This window comes from Clostridium sp. AF20-7, assembly GCF_003479275.1.
GTDB classification, from domain to species: domain Bacteria; phylum Bacillota; class Clostridia; order Lachnospirales; family Lachnospiraceae; genus Otoolea; species Otoolea fessa.
In genome coordinates, this window is sequence record NZ_QUGF01000003.1 from 126,832 (window position 1) to 150,450 (window position 23,619).

At 47.8% G+C, this 23,619-nt stretch carries 20 protein-coding genes and 4 tRNA genes; 23 read left to right on the top strand and 1 reads right to left on the bottom strand.

The genetic code is table 11. The features are described from left to right. Positions 1 to 4 precede the first annotated feature (4 nt). Together srtB and DWX68_RS03690 are read left to right on the top strand one after the other, a co-directional pair. Positions 5 to 805: a class B sortase gene (gene srtB / locus DWX68_RS03685; protein ID WP_182432132.1), complete on the top strand. Its 801-nt coding sequence runs from the start codon at positions 5 to 7 to the stop codon at positions 803 to 805. Positions 806 to 1,096: 291 nt separating this feature from the next. After that, positions 1,097 to 4,054 carry a hypothetical protein gene (locus DWX68_RS03690; RefSeq protein ID WP_118628643.1) on the top strand — a complete coding sequence of 986 codons (2,958 nt, stop codon included), beginning with the start codon at positions 1,097 to 1,099 and terminating at the stop codon, positions 4,052 to 4,054. A gap of 144 nt (positions 4,055 to 4,198) precedes the next feature. Here DWX68_RS03690 and DWX68_RS03695 read toward each other — a convergent pair whose 3' ends face one another. Further along, positions 4,199 to 5,023 (bottom strand): EFR1 family ferrodoxin, encoded by an 825-nt coding sequence (locus DWX68_RS03695; RefSeq protein WP_118570084.1) that lies wholly within the window; start codon positions 5,021 to 5,023, stop codon positions 4,199 to 4,201. A 321-nt stretch (positions 5,024 to 5,344) separates the two neighbouring features. On the opposite strand from DWX68_RS03695, the gene DWX68_RS03700 reads away from it, so the two are divergent. The 21 genes from DWX68_RS03700 to hgdB all read left to right on the top strand — a co-directional run bounded on the left by DWX68_RS03700 (position 5,345) and on the right by hgdB (position 23,540). Next, on the top strand, positions 5,345 to 6,559 hold the full coding sequence (locus DWX68_RS03700) for an L-aspartate oxidase (RefSeq protein ID WP_118628644.1): 1,215 nt from the start codon (positions 5,345 to 5,347) through the stop codon (positions 6,557 to 6,559). Then, on the top strand, positions 6,525 to 7,376 hold the full coding sequence (gene nadC / locus DWX68_RS03705) for a carboxylating nicotinate-nucleotide diphosphorylase (RefSeq protein WP_118524040.1): 852 nt from the start codon (positions 6,525 to 6,527) through the stop codon (positions 7,374 to 7,376). The genes DWX68_RS03700 and nadC overlap by 35 nt, the downstream gene beginning before the upstream one ends. A 47-nt stretch (positions 7,377 to 7,423) precedes the next feature. Continuing rightward, positions 7,424 to 7,963, top strand: a complete 540-nt coding sequence (locus tag DWX68_RS03710) for a transcription repressor NadR (RefSeq protein WP_347475158.1) — start codon at positions 7,424 to 7,426, stop codon at positions 7,961 to 7,963. A gap of 187 nt (positions 7,964 to 8,150) precedes the next feature. Beyond that, positions 8,151 to 8,224 (top strand) — tRNA-Arg (locus DWX68_RS03715). Positions 8,225 to 8,251: 27 nt separating this feature from the next. Next, positions 8,252 to 8,325: transfer RNA gene (locus DWX68_RS03720), tRNA-His, on the top strand. Between the two features lie 26 nt (positions 8,326 to 8,351). Continuing rightward, positions 8,352 to 8,423 (top strand) — tRNA-Gln (locus DWX68_RS03725). An 8-nt stretch (positions 8,424 to 8,431) separates the two neighbouring features. Next, positions 8,432 to 8,504: transfer RNA gene (locus tag DWX68_RS03730), tRNA-Lys, on the top strand. Between the two features lie 138 nt (positions 8,505 to 8,642). Further along, positions 8,643 to 9,491 (top strand): YitT family protein, encoded by an 849-nt coding sequence (locus tag DWX68_RS03735; protein ID WP_118628646.1) that lies wholly within the window; start codon positions 8,643 to 8,645, stop codon positions 9,489 to 9,491. A gap of 222 nt (positions 9,492 to 9,713) precedes the next feature. Continuing rightward, positions 9,714 to 10,283, top strand: a complete 570-nt coding sequence (locus DWX68_RS03740; RefSeq protein WP_022359958.1) for a DUF3793 family protein — start codon at positions 9,714 to 9,716, stop codon at positions 10,281 to 10,283. Between the two features lie 41 nt (positions 10,284 to 10,324). Further along, positions 10,325 to 10,753: a flavodoxin gene (locus DWX68_RS03745; protein ID WP_118481811.1), complete on the top strand. Its 429-nt coding sequence runs from the start codon at positions 10,325 to 10,327 to the stop codon at positions 10,751 to 10,753. Positions 10,754 to 11,012: 259 nt separating this feature from the next. Next, entirely contained in the window at positions 11,013 to 12,713 is a 1,701-nt protein-coding gene (locus DWX68_RS03750; protein WP_118524627.1) for a glutamine--tRNA ligase/YqeY domain fusion protein, read from the top strand. 466 nt (positions 12,714 to 13,179) lie between these two features. Beyond that, positions 13,180 to 13,476: an OadG family protein gene (locus DWX68_RS03755; protein ID WP_022359955.1), complete on the top strand. Its 297-nt coding sequence runs from the start codon at positions 13,180 to 13,182 to the stop codon at positions 13,474 to 13,476. 46 nt (positions 13,477 to 13,522) lie between these two features. Next, positions 13,523 to 13,915: a biotin/lipoyl-containing protein gene (locus DWX68_RS03760; RefSeq protein WP_118628647.1), complete on the top strand. Its 393-nt coding sequence runs from the start codon at positions 13,523 to 13,525 to the stop codon at positions 13,913 to 13,915. A 183-nt stretch (positions 13,916 to 14,098) separates the two neighbouring features. After that, positions 14,099 to 14,545 (top strand): biotin/lipoyl-containing protein, encoded by a 447-nt coding sequence (locus tag DWX68_RS03765; protein WP_117796387.1) that lies wholly within the window; start codon positions 14,099 to 14,101, stop codon positions 14,543 to 14,545. Between the two features lie 11 nt (positions 14,546 to 14,556). After that, a complete protein-coding gene (locus tag DWX68_RS03770) occupies positions 14,557 to 15,696 on the top strand; it encodes a sodium ion-translocating decarboxylase subunit beta (RefSeq protein WP_117796388.1) in 1,140 nt (379 codons plus the stop codon). 141 nt (positions 15,697 to 15,837) lie between these two features. Then, positions 15,838 to 16,938 (top strand): CoA-transferase, encoded by a 1,101-nt coding sequence (locus tag DWX68_RS03775; RefSeq protein WP_022359951.1) that lies wholly within the window; start codon positions 15,838 to 15,840, stop codon positions 16,936 to 16,938. 21 nt (positions 16,939 to 16,959) lie between these two features. Continuing rightward, positions 16,960 to 17,769 (top strand): glutaconate CoA-transferase subunit B, encoded by an 810-nt coding sequence (gctB, locus tag DWX68_RS03780; protein WP_107000305.1) that lies wholly within the window; start codon positions 16,960 to 16,962, stop codon positions 17,767 to 17,769. 145 nt (positions 17,770 to 17,914) lie between these two features. Beyond that, a complete protein-coding gene (locus DWX68_RS03785) occupies positions 17,915 to 19,681 on the top strand; it encodes a carboxyl transferase domain-containing protein (protein ID WP_107000304.1) in 1,767 nt (588 codons plus the stop codon). Positions 19,682 to 20,117: 436 nt separating this feature from the next. Continuing rightward, positions 20,118 to 20,912, top strand: a complete 795-nt coding sequence (hgdC, locus tag DWX68_RS03790; protein WP_107000303.1) for a (R)-2-hydroxyglutaryl-CoA dehydratase activase HgdC — start codon at positions 20,118 to 20,120, stop codon at positions 20,910 to 20,912. A gap of 34 nt (positions 20,913 to 20,946) precedes the next feature. Beyond that, positions 20,947 to 22,386, top strand: coding sequence for a (R)-2-hydroxyglutaryl-CoA dehydratase subunit alpha (gene hgdA, locus DWX68_RS03795; RefSeq protein WP_107000302.1), 1,440 nt, complete (start codon positions 20,947 to 20,949; stop codon positions 22,384 to 22,386). A gap of 2 nt (positions 22,387 to 22,388) precedes the next feature. Beyond that, on the top strand, positions 22,389 to 23,540 hold the full coding sequence (hgdB, locus tag DWX68_RS03800; RefSeq protein WP_107000301.1) for a (R)-2-hydroxyglutaryl-CoA dehydratase subunit beta: 1,152 nt from the start codon (positions 22,389 to 22,391) through the stop codon (positions 23,538 to 23,540). Positions 23,541 to 23,619: the final 79 nt, after the last annotated feature.

Consider the following 23,619-nt stretch of genomic DNA (forward strand, 5'->3'; position numbering starts at 1 on the left):
ATCGATGCAAAAGTGGACACGGAAAGCAGCGGCTGTGATAGCTGTCATCTGTCTGGCGTTCGGTACAGCAGGGGTGGTAATGCATAAATGGGATGAAATGCGTCAGGAGAAGGCGCAGGAAGAGTTGACTGCCCAGGTTGTGGGAATGTCAGAAGCAGGGACGACGGGAGAAACAATGCCGGAGAAAAAAGTGCCAGAAGTGGAAAATGAGATAGGTGAGACGGATGCAATAAAGGAGACAGAATATGTGTCAGCAATTGATTTTTCAGCGCTGGATTTCCAGAATCCGGACGTCGTTGCCTGGATTCAGATTCCGGGAACTCAGATCAATTATCCGGTGGTTCAGGGGAAGGACAATGATTATTACCTGCACCGTGACCTGAACGGACAGAAGAGCACGGCGGGCACGATTTTTCTGGACTATGCCGATCAGGCAGATTTTTCGTCCCTGCATAACGTGCTGTACGGCCATCACATGAAGAATGGAAGTATGTTTAAGGACATTTCCAGATACAAGGATCAGGGCTATTTCGATCAGCATTCAGAAATCATTCTTTATACGCCGGAGCGGGAGATTCATTTAAAAGCCCTGGCGGCTGTCTGCACATCGCCGGATGCGATCCGCCGGAAAACGGAGTTTGCATCGGGAGAAGAATTTGCGTCATATATTCAGCAGATGACAGCGGGCGCGAGCGCGTCCGCGCCGATCGAGGGGACGATCGTGCGTTTGTATTCATTTGTGACATGCAGCTATGAATTTAACAATGCCCGGACAATTCTATATGCGTATGAATCGGCAGAATAGTAACTGTTCACGGGTAGGCACTTTTGGAACCGAAAGTGCCGTAAGAAAACGTGGTGGCAGCAGGAATTTGCCGTATTTAAATGCGAAGCCACGGCAAATTCCGTTACTGGGCACGTATGCGTGAACAGTAACGCAGAATAAGATGGGGAATGTCCCAGATGTGGAAAAACAAAATGCGTTACCATGATGCAGTAACTGGATAGACAGAAAGACATAACATGGAAACGGACCGGAAAGAAATGTTTATACGCTACTGCATCTGGAAATAGATCTATCAAGGGAGGTAAAGGGATGGAAGAGAGAAAAATCAGGGGAAGGAGCCGGAGACGGAAGTATAAAAATCAGATGCGCCGTCCGATAGCAGTATTGCTGGCGCTGATGCTGTCGTTTAGTTCCTTCGGTACGGCGACTGCTTATGCGGATGATGCGGCAGTTGTCAAAGAAAGTGTGGACACAGCGGGAACGCAGGAGAAAGTCGATCTGGATAAGTGGATGGAGAAAGAAGTATTTGGTACTGGAAAACAGGCAGAGAATATTGCTGGGAAAGATACTGTTGGAGTGCAGGATGGTTCTACGGTAGCGGATGTTTCTGGAGATGAGGGCTCAGATGGAGCTGGTGAAGGAAATGAAGCCGGAACTGTGGGTTCTGTGAATGAAAATGGAAACAGCCAGACAGGGAAAGAAAACGGTCAGAATCCGTCGGGTGAACAGACGGATAATCCATACGATTCGATCGAACGCCCATCTCAGTCTGACACGGTAGAAATTATTCCGGGTGCGCCGTCCGACTCGAAAAAGAACGAATCGGATGCCAATTCCGGTACAGGCTCTGCAGGTTCGGCGTCGGGAGCAGCCGGAGATTCTAATTCTCAGAATGGACAGGAAAATGTGGATAATTCCGGAAACCAGACGGGCGGCAGCCAGGAGACAGAGGTAAAACCTGTTTTACCGGAAGAGAAGGATTATGAATATTTTTATGATAAAGAAACTGGAAAATTTAAGGTAACCTTTAATATCAAAGAAGATGCCAAGGGTGACCAGACGATTGAGCTGAGCAAGGTGATGGAAGAGATCAATGCGGCTGGAAAGAAGCAGTTTGAACAGTGGTTCCAGACTAAAGAAGGTGCGGACGAGCTGGAAAATGCACAGTATTACGGACAAAATACGATCCGTCAGGTTTTCAATGGAGTTGAATATAGCTATAATATAAAAAATGGAACAGTCTGTCCGTATGAGGAACCGGGATGTACAATGGTATTTGATGTTTATATTACCAACGGTTCCAAACATACATATGTGTATAAAAATAACAGCTTTATCGTATCGACACCGGACATGAGCAATCAGGATCAGACAGGAGTCATTGGATTTGACGGACAGGAACTGCCGGATGATTATACGAAGGGATTTCTTTCTCCCAAGTATGATATAAAGAATTCCAGCACAACAGGAGTTATTGAAAATCTGATTGATGAGGCATTGAAAGACACGCAGTCTCAGCGCCAGTACGGAATTGATAAGGACGGAAATTTAACGACGTCCTATATCAAATTAACGAAAAACGATATTAACGTTGGAGAACCGGTTTATCAGATTGGCAAAAAATATTATCTGTATTCAGAAAAATATGATTGTTATTATTGCGATTTTAATAGTGCACAGGTGGAAGAAAAACCAAAAGGTTCTGGAAAGTATTTTGTAAGCTCAATTCCGTCCAGTGGAAAAAACAATTATGCGATCAAGGCGGATGGAAGTAAATATTATGCTCCGTGGGTGCGTGGCGGTGAGATTGATGCAATCCGGGCATCAAAATATAAAATTCAGGATGCCTTGAATCAATATCTTTCTAAAAATAACACGACACTAGAAAAAGAAGTTCTTAAATACTACAACGAGAAAGGAGGAACTTCCTACACGACGATCGAGGAACTGCTTTCCAAGAATGAAGCAGCGGCAAATGAACTAACGCGAGCGGGAGAGACCGGAAATTCTTCCTTGGCTTCTCTGGATCCGATGCTGCTTCATTCCAGCAGTCAGTATGATAATTTTTATCAGAATATTTTCAGCTTCAATGTCGGCAGCCAGGAGGATATGAAAAAATTCCTGGAAAATGAAAATCTGGGTCACGGTCATAGTCATGGAAATTGGGCGACGGATGGGTGTGAGATGACGATCGGCGATTATATGGCGGATAAGTTAAATGAAACGGATGGTGCATGGGATAAGGCAAATGCATATTTTAATGCACTCTTAAAATCGGGCGTCTCATCGGAAGAAGCTACCTGGGTTGCATTTACCATGGCAACCAATATCGATGGCGAACGTGCAGATAACAATTATCAGAATTCCGCCTGGAACTGGTACAGTTCCATGGTTCTCAAACAGCAGGATGGCACCTTCAACCTGACCAAGGTAGATACGGATGGCAGCCAGCTCGGAGACGACGAGGGCGAGGGGCAGACTTCGTTCTATCTCTGGTATATAGACAGCAAGACGGAGACAGATGAACAGGGAAATCAGAAGACAACGGATGTGACAAAATACTGTGTTTATGTGGATCCGGTCTACGAAACGGTAGAAAATGAAGATGGGACGAAGAGCCAGAAACTGGTAAAAGATGGATATTATGGCTGGGTTGAGTACGATCCGGACAACAAAGAGTTAAATTATACCGTCTCGACGACCAACGGAACCCTGAATATTGATTATGCACTTTTAGAGGGAGTGGTCTATTACCTTCAGGAAAAGGCGGCGCCAGATGGATATAAGGTGGATTCCAATATTTATGTGATCTGCGATGAAGAATCGTATCAGCAGATGACAGCCGAAAAAGGGGTAAGCAGTGTGATTAACCCGGCCACCGGCGTGGAGAGCGCTGTGGTTTATATGGGCGCAATCAAAGGCGGCGAAACTCTGAAAGTAAACTTTGTCAACGGAAAGACAGCTCCGAAGCCAGATCCAACCCCGGATCATGGGGGTGGCGGAAGCCACGGCGGTCATGGAGGCGGCGGTTCCAGTTCTGGCGGAAAGAAGACAACCTCTGCGGGACCGGGGACAGTCACCGAAGAACCGGTGCTTCCGGAACAGCCGGCGGAAGTGCCGATTGAAAATATTCCTGCACAGGGACTTCCGAAGACAGGAGAGGACGGAGTAAACACATCGGCTCTGATGCTGACACTCGGACTGATCGCATCTGCTTATGTATGGATGAGCGGCAGACGGGAGGAAGAAGAGAACCGTAAAAACTAAAAGAAAACGGTGATGATAAAGACGCAGAAACGTTGTAAACAGGTATAAATCGAACAGATATAAATCAAACGGCAGCTGCTAAACAGGTGGATACAGTAAGTATCTCTTCCTGTTTGGCAGCTGCCGTTTGTCAAAATATATTTTTTAAATAAAATACTCCGCCTCACTTCTGCGCGTATAGTTCTGCTCCAGCATCGCGACGTGGGACAGAAAAGCCTCGTTGTCGAAGTATTTCGCGCCAGCCGGGCAGATCTTGATGCACGCCTGACATTTAATGCAGATACCGGTGCAGGTGTCTGGTGCATCTGCCGGGATAGAGCCCATCGGACAGACCGTTGCACAGATGCCGCAGCCAGTACATTTTTCCGGATCGGTGACTGGTTTGGCTTTCAGGAAGACAGCCGGTTTTCCGTCGGTGCCGAGCGGTGTGTAATATGGTCCGACCGGATCATCGCCGCGCACGGCAATCGGAGCCGGGATTTCGGTCAGGGAAGTGATCTTTTCAGCTGCTTTGATGCCGAATGCATGGATCTGTGCGAGATCATCTGCATCTGGACGTCCGGTTGCCAGCTTGTCGCTGAATACGTGCTCGGTCGGGATACCGGCACCCGCAATGGTGTGGAAACCGTGCGCCTCTAATTCATTGCGAAGCTCGATGAGCCCATTGTCGAAGTTGCGGTTTCCGAAGACAGCCACCGGAACGGCGAGCGCTCCATTTCCCTCAAAATGGGTCTGTACAAATGGAAGCATCTTGTTCGGGATGCGTCCCGCGTAGACCGGGGTGCCGATGACGAGCAGATCGTCTGCCCCGTATGTATGAACTTTTTCGCGGCTTTCCGGCAGCGTGAAATCATAGGAATCCATCGGGACACCGAGTGTATCCGCGATCGCCTGCGCCAGCGTGATGATAACCTTTTTCGCGTTGCCGGTCGGACTAAAATAGACTGCGTGTACGTGATTGATTTTCATGAAAATACCTTCTCTTCATATGTTTAAATTTAATTCGGCGAAATACCTTATTATAGTAGGTATTTTAATGGATTTATGGTGGACTGTCAATGAAACATGAGTTTTTGCAGAATTACCAAAATATCATTACATATGTCTTGTCACATGAAAAAATATGTGCTATACTGGTGCGGATGCACAAATGAAGTTTTGGATTGAAAGAGAACTCTGTTTGCGATAGGAGCATAGAGTGGCAGATAGTATTTTGCGATTTGAAGGCTGAACTATCTGCAGGATAAAAAGATAAGTGCAAACGTATGGTATAGAAAGGAAGGCAACAAAATGGTCCGGGAGGAAAATTATGATGTGGTCATCGTCGGGTGTGGCGTAGGCGGTCTGTACACCGCTTTAAACCTGCCGTCGGAAGACCGGATCTTAATGATTTGCAAGGAAGATATAGAGAGCTGTGATTCCATGCTGGCGCAGGGAGGTATCTGCGTGCTGCGGGATGAGACAGATTATGATGCGTATTTTGAGGACACGATGCGCGCGGGACACTACGAGAACCGCAAGGAGAGTGTGGATATCATGATCCGTTCCAGCCGGGATGTGATAAATAATCTGCTGAAATTAGGCGTAGGGTTTGACAAAAATCCAGATGGCAGTTTAAAATATACAAAGGAGGGCGCGCATTCGCAGCCGCGTATCTGTTTCCATGAGGACATCACGGGAAAAGAGATCACGACGACCCTGCAGACGCGTGTAAAAGAACTTCCGAATGTAGAAATCCGGGAATATACCGTTATGACAGATATTTTGGTTGAAAATGGTATCTGCACCGGCATTCTGGCAAAGAATGCAGCCGGCGATATTTTAAAGCTCCATGCGAAAGACACGGTTCTGGCGACCGGCGGCATCGGCGGGCTTTACAAGCATTCGACGAACTTCCCGAGCCTGACGGGCGATGGACTGGATGTGGCAAAGAAACACGGCGTGCGTCTGGAGCATCTCGATTATGTCCAGATTCATCCGACCAGCCTGTACAGCAAGAAGCCGGGACGCAGCTTCCTGATTTCAGAATCTACCCGCGGCGAGGGGGCAGTTCTGTTAAATGGAAAGGGCGAGCGCTTTGTCGATGAGCTTCTGCCGCGTGATGTGGTGACGCAGGCGATCGAGAAGGAGATGGAAAAAGAAGGCAGCGATCATGTATGGCTGTCGTTTAAGGCAGTTCCGGAGGAGACGATCCGGAACCATTTTCCGCACATTTATGAGGAGTGCTTAAAAGAGGGCTACGATATCACGAAGGAACCGGCTCCGGTCGTACCGGCGCAGCATTATTTTATGGGCGGTATCTATGTCGATCATTTCTCCGAGACGACGATGGACCACCTGTATGCGGTTGGTGAGACGAGCTGCAACGGCGTACACGGAAAGAACCGGCTTGCCAGCAACAGTCTGCTGGAAAGCCTTGTATTTGCAGAGAGAGCGGCAGGCAAGATCGCCGGACGGGAGGACGAAGAGTATGAATCCAATTACGATGCAGCTTGTTGCGGATGAGTATATCCGCATGGCGTTAAAGGAAGATATCAACAGTGAGGACGTTTCGACGAACGCGGTCATGCCGGAATACCGTAAGGGCGAGGTACAACTCTTAGCCAAGGCAGACGGTATTATCGCCGGTTTACAGGTGTTTGAACGCGTGTTTAAACTTCTGGACGAGGCGACCGAGACAAAATTTGAGGTAAAAGACGGGGATACCGTCACAAAAGGGCAGTTTTTAGGCGTGATCACCGGCGACATCCGGGTGCTTCTTTCTGGCGAGCGGACGGCGCTCAACTATTTACAGCGGATGAGCGGCATTGCGACCTATACGAATCAGGTGGCGAAGCTCTTAGAAGGAACGAAGACGACGCTTTTAGATACGCGCAAGACGACCCCGTGTATGCGTATATTTGAAAAATATGCGGTCAAGGTTGGCGGCGGCAGCAACCACCGTTACAACTTATCGGACGGCGTGATGCTCAAGGATAACCATATCGACGCAGCCGGCGGAGTTAAGGCGGCGGTTGAGGCGGCGAAGAAATATGCCCCATTTGTCCGCAAGATCGAGGTGGAGACGGAAAATCTCGATATGGTGCGCGAGGCAGTGGAAGCGGGCGCTGATATTATCATGCTGGATAATATGACCCCGGACGAGATGGCGGAGGCGATCCGCATCATCGACGGACGCGCCGAGACGGAGTGTTCCGGAAATATGACGAAGGAAAATATCGCAACGATCACGAAATTAGGCGTAGATTATGTGTCCAGCGGCGCGCTGACGCACTCGGCACCAATTCTGGATCTGAGCCTCAAACATCTGCGGGCATTATAAAAATTTAAAAACTAAGAAAGGACAGGGAAAACAGGATGGAAACAACGATGACAGGAGTACAGCGGAGAAAGAAAATACTGGAAATGCTGGGACAGTCATCCACACCGCTTTCCGGCGGGGCGCTGGGGCGGGCAGTCGGCGTGAGCCGTCAGGTGGTGGTGCAGGATATCGCGCTTCTGCGTACCGAGGGACACCCTGTCCTTGCGACTGCCCGCGGTTATGTGCTGGAGGTGCCGCACCAGACGGAACGCCTCTTTAAAATGTGCCATACGACCGAGCAGACGCGCGAAGAGCTGAATACGATTGTTGATCTGGGCGGCGAGGTGCTGGATGTCATGGTCAACCACCGCATCTATGGAAAGGTATCGGCGCCGTTAAATATCCGCAGCCGCCGCGATGTTGAGGCATTTGTGGAAAATATCCGGACTGGGCGATCTACGCCGCTTTTAAACGTGACATCGGGCTATCATTTCCATCACGTGGTTGCCGATCAGGAGGAGATTCTTGACGAGATCGAGGCAGCGCTGCGGGAAAAGGGATTTCTGGCGGACTTCCTGTCATACGAGCAGGAAGAGGTGGAAAAATAGGGGGAAAGTCAAAAGAAATGAATTTTTGAAATTATTTTAAAAAATATGAAATTTCCTGTTGACATTCTTTTTCAAATGTTATATACTATCTTTGCTGTCGATGAGACAGATAAGCAGTTGGCTGAGAGGTCAGGTGCGGGAATGGTTACAGTGCCGGATAAAACGGTCAGAATCGCAAAATGAATATGAGTCTGTAGCTCAGCTGGATAGAGCAACGGCCTTCTAAGCCGTGGGTCGGGGGTTCGAATCCCTTCAGGCTCGTCGAATCTGTTTCGACAGATTCCTATGGTGGATATAGCGCAGTTGGTTAGCGCGCCAGATTGTGGCTCTGGAGGCCTAGGGTTCGAATCCCTATATCCACCTTCCTTTTAAAAGGATCTTTTGCTGATGGGCTATCGCCAAGCGGTAAGGCACAGGACTTTGACTCCTGCATTCGTTGGTCCGAATCCAACTAGCCCAGTTAAATATGGGGTATTAGCTCAGTCGGTAGAGCACTTGACTTTTAATCAAGTTGTCCGGGGTTCGAATCCCCGATGCCTCATTACGAAGACACATTGCAGATGCGATGTGTCTTTTTGTGTAATGGGAAATCCCTTGGAAGTCTCTATTACACAAAAAGGCGCTAACGTGCCAATGATGCGCGCTCGCGCGAAATTGTAATATGAGGAGGTTTTAAGTTATGGCAAAAAAGTCCATGCGCGTAATCGGGGAGTACACAATGATCACAGCGGCGACCTTTGTCGTGGCGGCAGCCGTCTATTTCTTTCTGATTCCGAGCGGTGTATCGGTGGGAAGTATTTCCGGTCTGGCGATGCTTTTGGGAAATGTGATACCGCTGCCGATTTCAGTGCTGACCTTTATTTTAAATGCGGCGCTTCTGGTGGTGGGCTTTCTCTTTATCGGACGCGAGTTCGGCGTCAAGACGGTGTATACGTCACTGATTCTGCCGGTTTTTCTGTGGGTGTTTGAGCAGGTTTTTCCGGATTTTGTGTCGATCAACCAGGATGCGATGATGGATACGGTCTGCTATATCTTTGTTGTCAGCGTTGGTCTGGCTCTTTTGTTCTGGATGAATGCCTCGTCGGGCGGTCTGGACATCGTGGCAAAGCTCTTAAACAAATATTTCCATATGGAGCTGGGAAAAGCGATGGCGCTTCCAGGCATGTGTGTGGCGCTCTCATCCGTGTTTTTTAGCGATAAAAAACTGGTGGTGCTGGGCATTCTGGGCACATACTTAAACGGAATTGTGCTGGATCATTTTATTTTCGGTCTGAATCTGAAAAAGAGAGTTTGCATTATCTCGGAAAAAGAAGAAGAGATACGCCAGTTTATCCTGCATACGCTTCACAGCGGCGCGACGATCTATCAGGGATTCGGCGCGTTTGACAATGAGCCGAAGACGGAAATTATCACGATCGTAGATAAAAACGAATATGCACAGCTCATGCCGTATATATTAAAAACAGATCCGAAGGCATTTGTGACGGTGTATGCGGTAAATGAGATTATTTATCGTCCCAAAAGATAGAAAATGATGTTACTGATAAAAAAACTCAGTAAGCAAAAATGAACAAAATTTGCTTGACGTGGTAAGTGATTCATGATATAGTCTCATTGAAGTTAGATGAGACTAACCTGCAAAAAGGAAAATAGAAGGCAGAAAAAGCCTTTTATTTTTTGAAAGATAGTTAGCCATATCTAACTAAGGGTAGACATGGCTAACTAAGAGAAGCAGTTAGGAGGCAGAAAGATGGAACGGTTGTTTGAAGAAGTATTCGTAGAGGTGTGTGCGCCGACTCTTCGTGGTATCAAACCGTCGAACTTGTTCCGCTATCAGCCGCAGAACCGTGATAAACTCCTGGAAGCGCTTGATTTCTGGAACCGGGAACTGGAACCGTCGGGGCTTCAGGTGCGGGCGCTTAAAGAGTGCAGCCGGACGGGCGCGTTTCTGATTCTGGTGTACCGCGAGGAATGGCTTCGCTTCATTCTGGGTAAAATATCTGTACAGCACTTTTTAAAAAAGTCTGGTTACCAGATGAAGAAGACGGTCGATGGATTTTTGAGGCAGCTTTCCAACCGGCTTTGTCTGGAACATGATTTTCCACATGAGATTGGCATTTTCCTGGGGTATCCGCTTGAGGATGTTGTTGGATTCATTGAAAATCAGGGAAAAAATTATACCTGCAGCGGTTACTGGAAGACGTATGGCGACCCGCAGGAAGCAAAACGGCGGTTTGATTCATACCGGGAATGCACGGAAGTGTGCCGGGAGAAATACCGTCAGGGGACACCGATTATTCAGCTTGTAAAAGCCGCATAATAAATCTAAGTAAGTAAATTATTCACAAGGAGGAAATAAAAATGAGCAAGGTAGCAATTGTATACTGGAGCGGAACAGGAAACACAGAGGCTATGGCAAATTACGTAGCAGAGGGCGTTAAGAAAGCGGGCGGCGAGGCTGATTTATTTACTTCCGCAGAGTTTGGCGCTGACAAAGCTGGCGAGTATGACAGAATCGCATTTGGCTGCCCGTCCATGGGGGCTGAACAGTTAGAGGAGTCTGAGTTCCAGCCGATGTTCGACGAGGTTAGCCCGGTTCTCTCTGGCAAAAAGATTGCATTATTCGGTTCTTACGGATGGGGCGACGGCGAGTGGATGCGTACCTGGGAGAGCGACTGCATGACTCTGGGCGTAACCATGGCTTGCGAGCCGGTAATCTGCAACGCAACGCCGGACGAGACAGCAGGTGCTGAGTGCGAGGCACTGGGCGAGGCTCTTGCAAACGCATAAGTAGAATTGCATAAAAACACATATATAATAAGAAGAAGTAGAATTACCTGCGAACGCAGGACATCTTAAATTGCCATAATAAAGATGCTTAAAAATTGAAAATCAGAAAAGGAAGTGTCCTCCCGCGGCGCTTCCTTTTTTGTGGACAAATATCCCCTTTTCGAAAACTCCAAAATGTGATATGATAAAAAATAAAACTGTTTGATTTGACTCAAACAACAGTATCAATTTACGAAAAGAAACAACGGAGGGAATGTATATGGAAGAAAATAAAAAACCATTGGCAGAGGGAGAGGAGAAGGAAGAGACTGTCTCCAAGAACTTTATCGAGCGCGAGATTGACAAAGATCTGGCAGAAGGCGTTTACGATCATGTCCAGACGAGATTTCCTCCGGAACCGAACGGATATCTTCATATTGGACACGCTAAATCGATTATTCTGAATTCTGGACTGGCAAAAGAATACAACGGAAAATTCAATCTCCGTTTTGATGACACCAACCCGACGAAGGAGAAGACAGAGTTTGTTGAGTCGATCATCGAGGATGTAAAATGGCTGGGCGCTGATTTTGAGGATCGCCTGTTTTTTGCATCCAACTATTTCCAGCAGATGTATGAGTGTGCAGTTCTTCTTATTAAAAAGGGAAAAGCATTCGTCTGCGATCTGACAGCTGATCAGATCCGTGAGTACCGCGGTGATTTTAACAATCCTGGTAAGGAAAGCCCGTACCGCAACCGCAGCATCGAGGAGAACTTACAGCTCTTTGAGGAGATGAAAGAAGGCAAATATGCGGATGGCGAAAAGGTGCTGCGTGCGAAAATTGATATGGCATCCCCGAACATCAATATGCGTGATCCGGTTATTTATCGTGTAGCCCATATGCATCATCACAACACCGGGGACAAATGGTGCATTTACCCGATGTACGATTTCGCTCATCCGATTGAGGATGCGATTGAGCACATCACGCATTCGATTTGTACGCTGGAATTTGAGGATCACAGACCGCTTTATGACTGGGTCGTAAGAGAGTGCGAGTTTGAGAATCCGCCGCGCCAGATTGAGTTTGCGAAGATGTATCTGACCAACGTCATTACCGGAAAACGTTATATCAAGAAACTGGTAGAAGATAAGATTGTAGATGGCTGGGATGACCCGCGTCTGGTAACCATCGCAGCGCTGCGCCGCAGAGGTTACACGCCGGAATCCATCCGCCGCTTTGTAGAGCTGGCAGGTGTCTCCAAAGCAGATAATTCCATCGACAGTGCAATGTTAGAGTACTGCCTGCGCGAGGATCTGAAATTAAAGAAGTCCCGTGTGATGGCAATTCTTGACCCGGTCAAGCTTGTTATCGACAACTATCCGGAAGGACAGATCGAGGAGCTGGATGCACCAAACAATATGGAGAACGAGGAACTTGGTTCCAGAAAGATTCCATTCGGCAGAGAACTTTACATCGAACGCGAGGACTTTATGGAAGAACCACCGAAGAAATACTTCCGTCTCTTCCCGGGCAATGAGGTCCGCCTGATGAACGCGTACTTTGTTACCTGCACCGGATGCGAGAAAGATGCAGACGGCAATGTAACGGTTGTTCACTGTACCTACGATCCGGAGACGAAGAGTGGTTCCGGCTTCAATGCAAGAAAGGTAAAAGGTACGATTCACTGGGTAGCAGCACAGACTGCACTGAAAGCAGAAGTACGTCTCTATGAGAATCTGGTAGACGAGGAAAAGGGCAAACTCAATGCAGATGGAACGCTGAACTTAAATCCGAATTCCCTACGCGTTCTGAAAGAGTGTTACTTAGAGCCGGGTCTGAAAGAGGCAAAAGCATTTGAGAGCTTTCAGTTCGTCCGCAATGGATACTTCTGCGTGGACTGCCGCGACAGCGAGCCGGGCAAACCGGTTTTCAACCGGATTGTTTCGCTGAAGAGCTCTTTCAAGCTTCCGAAATAAATCAAGGACAAATCTTGAAAATGTATAAAAAAATACAGAAAAAAGCGGCTTTGTTCTGATGAAAAAAGGAGAGAACGGGACTTTCAGAATACATTTTAGAATATGAGCAAAATGCTTGAGAGGTCTTGGCGATTCTTCCGGGGGTTGTTAAGAAAAATGTAGAAAAATGTAGTAATAACCTATAAAAAGCAGGTTGTTTTTGCTAATAAAACACCCTGCTTTTTGTGCATAATTTATGAAAGGCTTGGTTGACAATCAGGGGGGTTACTGTTATAATTTAAGTAAAGTGAGCTGATCATGTCAATCTGTGGCTTCACTTGTTACAGTTAAGGGGAAAAGCCCCTTATAAATTGCTTTCAAAAATGGAATGCATTCCACAATATGGAATCTTACTGGTGGAATTTTATAAGTATAATTTTTCACAAAGAAAGCAGAACCTAAAATAAATAAGGAGGTGCAATGCACAATGTGGACTGAACCAACTATGCCTTTCGGGCAGTCAGTTATCGTTTCTCTGCTGGGTCTTTCGGTAGTTTTCCTGGCTCTGATCTGTCTGGCTCTGGCAATTATGGTAATTTCCAAGATTCTCCGCTCCGTTGTTTCTGATGGTGCTAAGGCCCCGGCCGCAGCACAGAAAGCAGCACCGGCTGTGTCGGACGAAGCTGATAAGGAATTACTTGCCGTGCTGATGGCAACGATCGGGGATGACCTCGGATTGCCGACAGACAAGTTTAAGATCTTGAGCGTGACAGAAGTTAAGTAATGAGAAACAGGAATGAAAGGAAATCGAAAGGAAGGTTAGAGCAGTTATGAAGTATACGGCTACCCTCAATGGAAAACAGTACGAAGTAGAACTTGAAAGAATCGATGCATACGAGCCAATGCCGCGTTACGGCGAGGCTCCGGCAGCAGCACCGGCTCCAGTAGCAGCACCGGCGCCTGCACCAGCAGCACCAGCAGCAGCACCGGCAGCAGCACCGGCAGCAGGTGCAACTACCGTAGAGGCTCCGATGCCAGGTAAAATCCTGAACATCAAAGTATCTGCAGGACAGGCAGTTAAGTTTGGTGAGACCGTCATCGTGATGGAAGCTATGAAGATGGAAACTGAAATCGTTGCTCCGGCAGACGGTACAGTAGCACAGATTCTTGTCAAAGCAGGCGACGCCGTTGACACAGGTGCAGCACTGGTTACCCTGAACTAATAGACGATACTATGATAAATAGCAACTGTTTACAAAAAGGAATTTTCGGAACTGAAAATTCTGTATGATACAGTTCAGGCAACAGATTTTGCCGATTTGGAATACAAAGCATCGGCAAAATCCCATTACTGGGCACACATGTGTGAACAGTAATGATAAACATTCGAAAGGACGTAAAGAATTATGAAATATGTTGCTACGATCAATGGAAAGAAATACGAAGTTGAAGTAGAAAAATTAGAAGCTTACAAATCTCTGGATCGTAATGGTGTAGCAGCTCCGGCAGCTCCGGTTCTTCCGGCATCCGCACCGGTACAGAGACCGGCAGCACCGGCTCCGGCTCCAGTTGCAGCAGCACCGGCTCCAGCTCCGGCACCGGCAGCAGCTCCGGCTCCGAAGGCAGCAGCTCCGGCGGGCGCAACTACCGTAGAAGCTCCAATGCCAGGTAAAATCCTGAACATCAAGGTATCTGAAGGACAGGCAGTTAAATTTGGCGAAGTAGTAGTTATTATGGAAGCCATGAAAATGGAGACTGAGATCGTTGCTCCGGCAGACGGTACAGTCAGCAAGATCCTTGTTAAGGCTGGCGATTCTGTTGATACAGGAGCTGCTCTGGTTGCTCTGAACTAGGAGGTTAGGTAATGAACTTTTTTGAAATATTAAAAGAGCTTCTTGCACAGTCGGGTTTCGCAGCATTGACCTGGAGAAGCTGTGTAATGATTCTCATTGCTTTTGTATTATTATACCTGGCAATTAAAAAGCAGTTCGAGCCGCTTCTTCTGCTTCCGATTGCATTTGGTATGTTCCTGGCAAACCTGCCGTTGGCTGACCTGATGAAGGAAAGCGAGCCGTGGTATACCGCAGGTGTTCTGCGTATCATCTACGGCGGTGTTAAGTCCAGTTTGTTCCCGTGTCTGATCTTCATGGCAGTAGGTGCCATGACAGACTTTGGTCCGCTGATTGCAAACCCGGTGAGCCTTCTGCTTGGTGCAGCTGCTCAGTTCGGTATCTACATTGCATTCATGCTGGCTAACGCAACTGGTCTGTTTACAGTAGGTGAGGCAGCTGCTATCGGTATCATCGGTGGTGCAGACGGTCCGACCGCTATCTATGTAGCTAACAACCTGGCACCGGATCTGGTTGCTCCGATCGCCGTTGCCGCTTACTCCTACATGGCGCTGATTCCGCTGATTCAGCCGCCGATCATGAAGCTTCTTACCACTAAGAAAGAGCGTTCCATCGTTATGAAGCAGCTCCGTAAGGTAAGCAAGGTTGAGAAGATCGTATTCCCGGTATTCGTAGTACTGTTCTGCTCCCTGCTTCTTCCGTCCGTAGCTCCGCTGCTTGGTATGCTGATGCTTGGTAACCTGCTTCGTGAATCTGGTGTTACAGAGCGTCTTTCTGATACAGCTCAGAACGCACTGTGCAACATCGTAACTATCATGCTTGGTACTACCGTAGGTGCGACCGCAAACGGCGAGATCTTCCTGCGTGTTCAGACCATCGCTATCGTTTGCATGGGTCTTCTTGCATTCGCATTCGCTACCATCGGAGGTGTTCTCCTTGGTAAGGTGCTGTGCGCTGTAACCGGCGGCAAGATCAACCCGTTAATCGGTTCCGCTGGTGTATCTGCTGTACCGATGGCTGCCCGCGTTTCTCAGACAGTTGGTGCAAAAGAGAATCCGACCAACTTCCTTCTGATGCACGCTATGGGACCAAACGTAGCAGGTGTTATCGGTTCTGCCGTAGCAGCAGGTTTCTTCATGCTGATTTTCGGTTAATCGAATATTGATTTTTGGCTGTTGCAGCCGGGATCTGGCTGCATCTGGCCTGCGAAAGACCGCAGCGCCGGAAGTACCGGATCCCGTTTTTACTTATTTATATAGGTAGTTATAGAAAATTTTTTTAAAGGAGGCTTTATTGTGGCTAATAAAGTAATGTCTTTACACGATGCCGTAGAAAAGTATGTATGTGACAACGATGTACTTTGTCTCGGCGGATTTACAACAAACCGTAAACCGTATGCAGCAGTTTACGAGATCCTTCGTCAGGGTAAAACTGGTTTTGTAGGCTGGTCTGGCCCGGCAGGTGGTGACTGGGATGCGTTAATCGGTGAGGGCCGTGTGAGAGCCTACATCAACTGCTATACTGCAAACTCTGGTTACACCAACGTAGCTCGTCGTTTCCGTGCAGCTATCGAGAAGGGTGAGCTTACATATGAGGATTATTCTCAGGACGTTCTGATGCTTCAGCTTCATGCTGCATCTCTGGGTCTTCCGTACCTGCCGGTACGTATGATGCAGGGCTCCGGACTTGTTAAGTTCTGGGGTATCAGCGAAGAGAAGAGAAGAACCATGGAAGGTGTTGACAACCTGAAATGCGTAGAGATCGAGAACCCGCTTGAGCCAGGCGAGAAGCTGCTGGCTGTTCCGGTTCCGAAGCTTGACTGCGCTATCATCCATGTTCAGCAGGCCTCTCCGGATGGAACCTGTATCATCGATGGTGATGAGTTCCATGACGTAGATATCGCTGTAGCTGCAAAACGTTGTATCGTTACCTGCGAGGAGATCGTAAGTGATGAGTATATCCGTCGTGACCCAACCAAGACAAGAATCTTTGGTGAGTGTGTAGACGCCGTTGTTCGTGCACCGTACGGTGCTTGGCCGGCACAGTGCTACGGCTATTATGATGATGATGATAAGGGCTTGAAAGAGTACGACAAGGCTTCCAAGTACCTTGACGCTGAGGATGCTAAGGCACAGCTTCAGAAGGCTGCAGACAAAGCTGCTAAGGCTGCTGCTGCTAAGCCGGAAGATGAGAAGCTTGCAAAAGCTGCAGAAGTTGCTGCACAGGCTGCAAAAGATGCTGCTGACGGCACCAAGATTCCGGAGACCTTCAAGGATTACCTTCAGAAGTATGTATATGGATGCAAGGATCAGGATGATCTGCTCAACGTACTGGGCGGCGCTCGCCTCATGAACCTTAAGAATGAGCCGCATCTTGGCTATTCTACCAGACATTAATTGAGGGAGGGAAAATCTAAAATGGCTGATTATACAAAGTATACAAAGCAGGAAATGCAGGCTTACGCCATCGCAAAAAATATTAAAGAAAATCAGATCGTTATCGTTGGTACCGGTCTTCCGTTAATCGGTGCATCCCTGGCAAAACGTGTTGTTTGCCCGAGCTGCCATCCGATCGTAGAGAGTGGTCTTATGGATTGTTCTCCGATCGAGGTTCCGCGTTCTGTAGGTGACAACCGTTTCATGGCTCACTGTGCAGTACAGTGGCCAAACGTTCGTTTCGTAGGTTTCGAGGCTAATGAGTGGTTACATGATGCTGATCGTATGATCGCATTCATCGGTGGCGCTCAGATCGACCCGTACGGAAACGTTAACTCTACCTGTATCTTTGGTAAGGGTGATTATGTTAAACCTACCACACGTTTCACAGGTTCTGGCGGTGCAAACGGAATCGCTACCTTCTGCAACACCATCATCATGATGCAGCATCAGAAGAGAAGATTCATGGAGCATGTTGACTACATCACAAGCTGTGGCTGGATGGACGGCCCTGGCGGACGTGAGAGAGCAGGTCTTCCGGGCAACCGTGGACCGCAGATGGTAGTTACCGATCTTGGTATCATGAAATTCGACGAAGAGACCAAGAGAATGTACCTGGCTTACTACTATCCATTCTCCTCTCCGGAAATGGTTCAGGAGAACACTGGTTTCGAGATCGATACCTCCAGAGCTCAGCTGATGGAAGGTCCGGATCCGGAGATCATCCGCGTTATTCGTGAAGAGATCGACCCAGGTCAGGCATTCATCAAAGTTCCGAAGGAGACTAAGTAATTAGCCTTCCATAGGGAATCAAGACAGATATCATTTCTGTCGATTAATTAGTTACTGATTGCAGGCGGGACAGGAGACGAACTGTCCCGCAAGCAATTCATTTATAACCATTTTTATTTTTTATTTTATAAGGAGAAAAGAAGACATGAATATGTATTCAATGCCAGGATATTTCCAGAATATGCCTACTGTTGGTAAAGCTCTGGTTAATCCGAATCCGGAAAACGAGCAGGAACTGAAGGCTGTTGAGAACGACATCCATGAGTCCATTAAGCAGGCTCTTGATGCTGGTATCACAACCGAAGAGAAGTTAAACGCACGTGGACAGCTTTCTGCTACACAGCGTATCAACGCCCTGATCGATCCAGGTACATGGTGCCCGTTAAACAGCCTTTACAATCCGGAAGACAACCGTTTCCAGACAACTAACGTTCTGAATGGTCTTGGCCGTGTAAATGGCAAATGGGTTTACATCATCGCTTCTGATAACAAGAAGATGGCTGGTGCTTGGGTTCCGGGACAGGCAGATAACCTGCTCCGTGCTGCAGATACCGCTAAGATGCTGCATCTGCCGTTAGTATACCTGTTAAACTGCTCAGGCGTTGAGTTCCCGAATCAGGACAAAGTATACCCGAACCGTCGTGGTGGTGGTACACCGTTCTTCCGCAACGCTGAGTTAAACCAGCTTGGTGTTCCGGTTATCGTAGGTATCTACGGAACCAACCCGGCAGGTGGTGGTTACCACAGCATTTCCCCGACTATCCTGATCGCTCATAAAGATGCGAACATGGCAGTTGGTGGCGCTGGTATCCTTTCCGGTATGAACCCGAAGGGTTACATCGATGAGGAAGCAGCAGAGCAGATCGTTAACGCTCAGATCGAGAACAGCAAACATCACGTTCCGGCTCCGGGTTCCGTGCCGATCCACTATGATGAGACCGGATTCTTCCGTGAAGTTTACGAGGATGATTTAGGCGTTATCGAGGGAATCAAGAAGTACATCAACTACCTTCCGTGCTTCAACCTGGAGTTCTTCCGTGTTGACAGCCCGAAGGCTCCGCAGCTTCCGGCTGAGGATCTGTACAGCATCATCCCGATGAACCAGAAACGTCCGTACGACATCTACGATGTAATCGGCCGTCTGTTCGATAACAGTGAGTTCTTCGAGTATAAGAAAGGCTACGGTCCGGAGATCGTTGCTGGTCTTGCAAAAGTTAACGGCCTTCTGGTTGGTGTTATCGCTAACGTACAGGGCTTACTCATGAACTATCCGGAGTACAAACAGGGTTCTGTAGGTATCGGTGGTAAGCTGTACCGTCAGGGTCTGATTAAGATGAACGAGTTCGTTACTCTGTGTGCTCGTGATAAGACACCGGTTATCTGGCTGCAGGATACCACAGGTATCGATGTAGGCGATGACGCTGAGAAGGCAGAGCTGCTTGGTTTAGGTCAGTCCCTGATCTACTCTATCGAGAATGCTAAGCTTCCGTCTCTGGAGGTTACTCTTCGTAAGGCAAGTGCTGCTGCTCACTACGTTCTGGGTGGTCCGCAGGGCAACAACACCAACGTATTCTCTATCGGTACAGGTGCTTGCGAGTACTACGTAATGCCGGGTGAGACCGCTGCAAACGCTATGTACTCCAGAAAGCTTGTTAAAGCTAAAAAAGCTGGCGAGCCGCTTCAGCCGATCATCGACAAGATGAACGCTATGATCCAGATGTACACAGACAAATCTCGTCCGAAATACTGTACAAAACAGGGTATGGTTGATGAGATCGTAGATCTGACCGATCTTCGTCCGTACATCCAGGCATTTACCGAGGCTTATTATCAGAATGCTCAGGCTATCTGCCCGATGCATCAGATGCTGGCTCCGAGATCTACTCGTGAGTTCATCAACTACGGTAAATAATTATCAAATTAAAACGGCATTGTGATAGGTGCCGCTAAGATAACATTTTAAAAAGAGAAGGCGCGTAAGTACGCGGCTGACAGTGATAGTGTAAATAGTGATAAGTAACAAATTGATAGTGTGAATAGTGTGAGGCTCTGGCGAAGCGGCTTGTCTGTATGACTGTAAATGAACCGTTTTGCCGGATGCTTGCAGATAAATCGGGCAAAGGAACTGGAACCTTTGCTCGATTTATTGGTATACTCAGGCAGATAAGTAATAAGTAATAGTTTTGTTAAGAATTATTTTATAACATTTTCAAGATTTTACAGCGACTTTTAGTTGATTTTGTGGTATTATGATGGGTGGAGACGATGTGATAGCACGGATCTGCCAAAACATCGTTGAAACAAAAATCAGGCATAGAAAGTCAGTATTGAAAGGAAAAAGATACATCATGAGCGAAATTTTCACTTTAGGTATCGACGTAGGCTCTACAGCTTCCAAATGTATCATCCTGAAGGATGGCAAGGAGATCGTAGGTAAGTCTCTGATTGACGTTGGAGCAGGTACCAGCGGTCCAAGCCGTGCCATCGAGGCAGTTCTGGAAGATGCAGGCCTCAAGAAAGAAGATATGGCATTCACACTGGCTACCGGTTATGGACGTACATCTCTGATGGACGGAATTGCCGATAAGCAGATGAGTGAGCTGTCATGTCATGCAAAGGGCGCTTATTTCCTTTTCCCGAAGGTTCATACCGTAATTGACATCGGCGGTCAGGACGTGAAGGTTCTTCGCGTTGAGGACGGTGTCATGACAAACTTCCAGATGAACGATAAGTGTGCAGCCGGAACCGGAAGATTCCTGGATGTTATGGCTCGCGTTCTCGAAGTTGAGGTAAGTGATCTAGGCCGTCTTGGCGCTATGTCCAAGAAGCAGGTAGGAATCAGTTCCACCTGTACGGTTTTTGCAGAGAGTGAGGTTATAAGCCAGTTGTCGATGGGAACGGATAAATGTGATATCATTGCCGGTATTCATCGTTCAGTGGCTCATCGTGTCACGGGTCTTGCCCACCGAATCGGTGTAGTGCCGGATGTCGTTATGACAGGCGGTGTGGCTCAGAACCAGGGCGTAGTAGATGCGCTTGAGGCTGAGCTTGGCGTAAAGATTTGTACATCCCCGCTGACACAGTATAACGGCGCGCTTGGCGCAGCCCTGATGGCATATCAGGTAGCCAGCCGTCAGAAGTAACTAAGTTAATTTTTAAGAATGGAGGATAATTATTATGGCAAAACAAGTTAGTCCTGGTGTTCTTGCGCTTCGTAAAGTCGTAGATGACGTACACAAAGAGGCGCGTGAGGCCAAAGCAAGAGGCGAGTTAGTTGGATGGTCTTCTTCCAAATTCCCGTGTGAGCTTGCAGCAGCATTTGATTTACACGTTATGTATCCGGAGAACCAGGCAGCTGGTATCGCAGCTAACCGTTACGGTGAGCTGATGTGCCAGGCAGCTGAGGATCTTGGATATGACAACGATATCTGCGGTTACGCTCGTATCAGCCTTGCATATGCAGCTGGTGTACGTGTATCCCGTAAGTATGATCCGGAGACTGGTGAATACATCATCGATCCGAGCACAGGTAAACCATTAAAAGATGCTGACGGCAACGTAGTGATGGGTGAAGACGGAAAACCGAAGAAGGATCCGAAGACTCAGACTCCGTATCTGCAGCTGGACAACCTGCTTGAGATTGAAAAACTCCCGGATGGTCCGGAAAAAGAGAAACGTCTTGAGGCTATTTCTCCGATTCGTCAGATGCGTATTCCGCAGCCGGATTTCGTTCTTTGCTGCAACAACATCTGTAACTGTATGACAAAATGGTATGAGAACATCGCTCGTATGTGTAACATTCCGCTGATCATGATCGATATCCCGTACAACAATACAGTAGAAGTTCATGATGAGAATGTTAAATACGTTCGCGCTCAGTTCGACAAAGCGATCAAACAGCTGGAAGAGCTGACAGGCAAGAAGTTCGACGAGAAGAAGTTCGAGCAGGCTTGTGCAAACGCTAACCGTACCGCTAAGGCTTGGCTGAAAGTCTGTGATTTCCTGCAGTACAAACCGGCTCCATACAGTGGATTTGACCTGTTCAACCACATGGCAGACGTTGTAACTGCACGTGCTACTGTAGCTGCTGGTGATGCTTTTGAATTACTTGCAAAAGACCTGGAAGAGACAGTTAAGAAGGGTGAGACCACAACTCCGTTCCCGGAGAAATACCGTGTTATGTTCGAGGGTATTCCGTGCTGGCCGAAACTGCCGGCTCTGTTCAAACCGCTGAAGACCCACGGTGTAAACGTTACTGCCGTTGTATATGCTCCGGCATTTGGTTTCGTTTACAACAACATCGATGAGATGGCTCGTGCTTACTACAAAGCTCCGAACTCTGTCTGCATCGAGCAGGGTGTTGACTGGCGTGAAGGCATCTGCCGTGATAACAAGGTAGATGGCGTTCTGGTTCACTACAACAGAAGCTGTAAACCGTGGAGTGGTTACATGGCTGAGATGCAGCGTCGCTTTACTGCTGACCTGGGTATCCCGTGTGCTGGTTTCGACGGCGATCAGGCTGACCCGCGTAACTTCAATGCTGCTCAGTACGAGACTCGTGTAGAGGGTCTGGTTGAGGCAATGGAAGCAAATAAGCAGGCAAAGGAGGCTAAATAACCATGAGTGTTAACGCATTATTAGAAGAATTTAAGGTAAAAGCTGCAACTCCGAAGCAGCAGCTTGCTGAATATAAAGCTCAGGGCAAAAAAGTAGTTGGTGTTCTTCCTTACTACGCTCCGGAAGAGCTTGTATATGCCGCTGGTATCGTTCCGATGGGTATGTGGGGTTCCAACACTAAGACCATCAGCCGTGCAAAAGAGTACTGCGCTACTTTCTACTGCACCATCGCTCAGTTAGCTCTGGAGATGCTGCTGGATGGAACTATGGATCAGTTAGACGGTATTATCACACCTACTATCTGTGATACTCTTCGTCCGATGAGCCAGAACTTCCGTGTAGCTATGGGCGACAAGATGAAAGTTATCTTCTTAGCTCATCCGCAGAACCGTTTCGAAGAGTTTGGTCTTCAGTTCTGTATCGATCAGTACAACCATGTAAAAGCTGATCTGGAAGAGATCGCTGGAAGAAAGATTACTGATTCTGACATCCAGGATGCTATCGTTGTATACAACAAGAGCCGTGCAGCTCGCCGTGAGTTCGTAAAACTGGCTAACGAGCACTGTGATGTTATCACACCAACCAAACGTTCCGCAGTTCTGAAGGCATTCTACTTCATGGAGAAGCCGGAATACACTGCAAAGCTGAACGAGCTGAACGCAGAGCTGGCTAAACTTCCTGTCTGTGACTGGAAGGGAACCAAGGTTGTTACCTCCGGTATTATCTGTGATAATCCGAAGCTGCTTTCTATCTTCGAAGAGAACAACATCGCTATCGCTGCAGATGATGTAGCACATGAGACACGTTCCTTCCGTGTAGACGCTCCGGAAGACGAGCTGGATCCGGTTAGAGCACTGGCTAAACAGTTCGCTAACATCGATTACGAAGTACTTCTGTACGATCCGGAATCTGACAAGAACCGTCGTGGTGAGTTCGTAGCTAACATGGTTAAAGAGAGCGGCGCTCAGGGTCTGGTACTGTTTATGCAGCAGTTCTGTGATCCGGAGGAGATGGAGTATCCATACCTGAAGAAAGCTCTGAACGATGCAGGCGTTCCGCACATCAAACTGGGTATCGACCAGCAGATGAGAGACTTCGGTCAGGCAAGCACTGCTATTCAGGCATTCGCTGACGTTCTTGCACTTCAGAAATAATAGAAGATTCGTTTGGGAAACTGAATGATGAGATAGAAACGCCCCCGCAGGAGATTTTCTTGCGGGGGCGTTTGTTTGG

What these genes read in the sequence shown, in the direction of transcription:
- hgdA (WP_107000302.1), top strand. Translation starts at nt 20,947, where the DNA reads ATGGCAAAACAAGTTAGTCCTGGTGTTCTTGCGCTTCGTAAAGTCGTA.
- DWX68_RS03755 (WP_022359955.1), top strand. Translation starts at nt 13,180, where the DNA reads ATGTGGACTGAACCAACTATGCCTTTCGGGCAGTCAGTTATCGTTTCT.
- DWX68_RS03745 (WP_118481811.1), top strand. Translation starts at nt 10,325, where the DNA reads ATGAGCAAGGTAGCAATTGTATACTGGAGCGGAACAGGAAACACAGAG.
- DWX68_RS03690 (WP_118628643.1), top strand. Translation starts at nt 1,097, where the DNA reads ATGGAAGAGAGAAAAATCAGGGGAAGGAGCCGGAGACGGAAGTATAAA.
- DWX68_RS03710 (WP_347475158.1), top strand. Translation starts at nt 7,424, where the DNA reads ATGACAGGAGTACAGCGGAGAAAGAAAATACTGGAAATGCTGGGACAG.
- hgdB (WP_107000301.1), top strand. Translation starts at nt 22,389, where the DNA reads ATGAGTGTTAACGCATTATTAGAAGAATTTAAGGTAAAAGCTGCAACT.
- DWX68_RS03750 (WP_118524627.1), top strand. Translation starts at nt 11,013, where the DNA reads ATGGAAGAAAATAAAAAACCATTGGCAGAGGGAGAGGAGAAGGAAGAG.
- DWX68_RS03760 (WP_118628647.1), top strand. Translation starts at nt 13,523, where the DNA reads ATGAAGTATACGGCTACCCTCAATGGAAAACAGTACGAAGTAGAACTT.
- DWX68_RS03785 (WP_107000304.1), top strand. Translation starts at nt 17,915, where the DNA reads ATGAATATGTATTCAATGCCAGGATATTTCCAGAATATGCCTACTGTT.
- DWX68_RS03770 (WP_117796388.1), top strand. Translation starts at nt 14,557, where the DNA reads ATGAACTTTTTTGAAATATTAAAAGAGCTTCTTGCACAGTCGGGTTTC.
- DWX68_RS03740 (WP_022359958.1), top strand. Translation starts at nt 9,714, where the DNA reads ATGGAACGGTTGTTTGAAGAAGTATTCGTAGAGGTGTGTGCGCCGACT.
- DWX68_RS03765 (WP_117796387.1), top strand. Translation starts at nt 14,099, where the DNA reads ATGAAATATGTTGCTACGATCAATGGAAAGAAATACGAAGTTGAAGTA.
- hgdC (WP_107000303.1), top strand. Translation starts at nt 20,118, where the DNA reads ATGAGCGAAATTTTCACTTTAGGTATCGACGTAGGCTCTACAGCTTCC.
- gctB (WP_107000305.1), top strand. Translation starts at nt 16,960, where the DNA reads ATGGCTGATTATACAAAGTATACAAAGCAGGAAATGCAGGCTTACGCC.
- DWX68_RS03735 (WP_118628646.1), top strand. Translation starts at nt 8,643, where the DNA reads ATGGCAAAAAAGTCCATGCGCGTAATCGGGGAGTACACAATGATCACA.
- nadC (WP_118524040.1), top strand. Translation starts at nt 6,525, where the DNA reads ATGAATCCAATTACGATGCAGCTTGTTGCGGATGAGTATATCCGCATG.
- DWX68_RS03700 (WP_118628644.1), top strand. Translation starts at nt 5,345, where the DNA reads ATGGTCCGGGAGGAAAATTATGATGTGGTCATCGTCGGGTGTGGCGTA.
- DWX68_RS03695 (WP_118570084.1), bottom strand. Translation starts at nt 5,023, where the DNA reads ATGAAAATCAATCACGTACACGCAGTCTATTTTAGTCCGACCGGCAAC.
- srtB (WP_182432132.1), top strand. Translation starts at nt 5, where the DNA reads ATGCAAAAGTGGACACGGAAAGCAGCGGCTGTGATAGCTGTCATCTGT.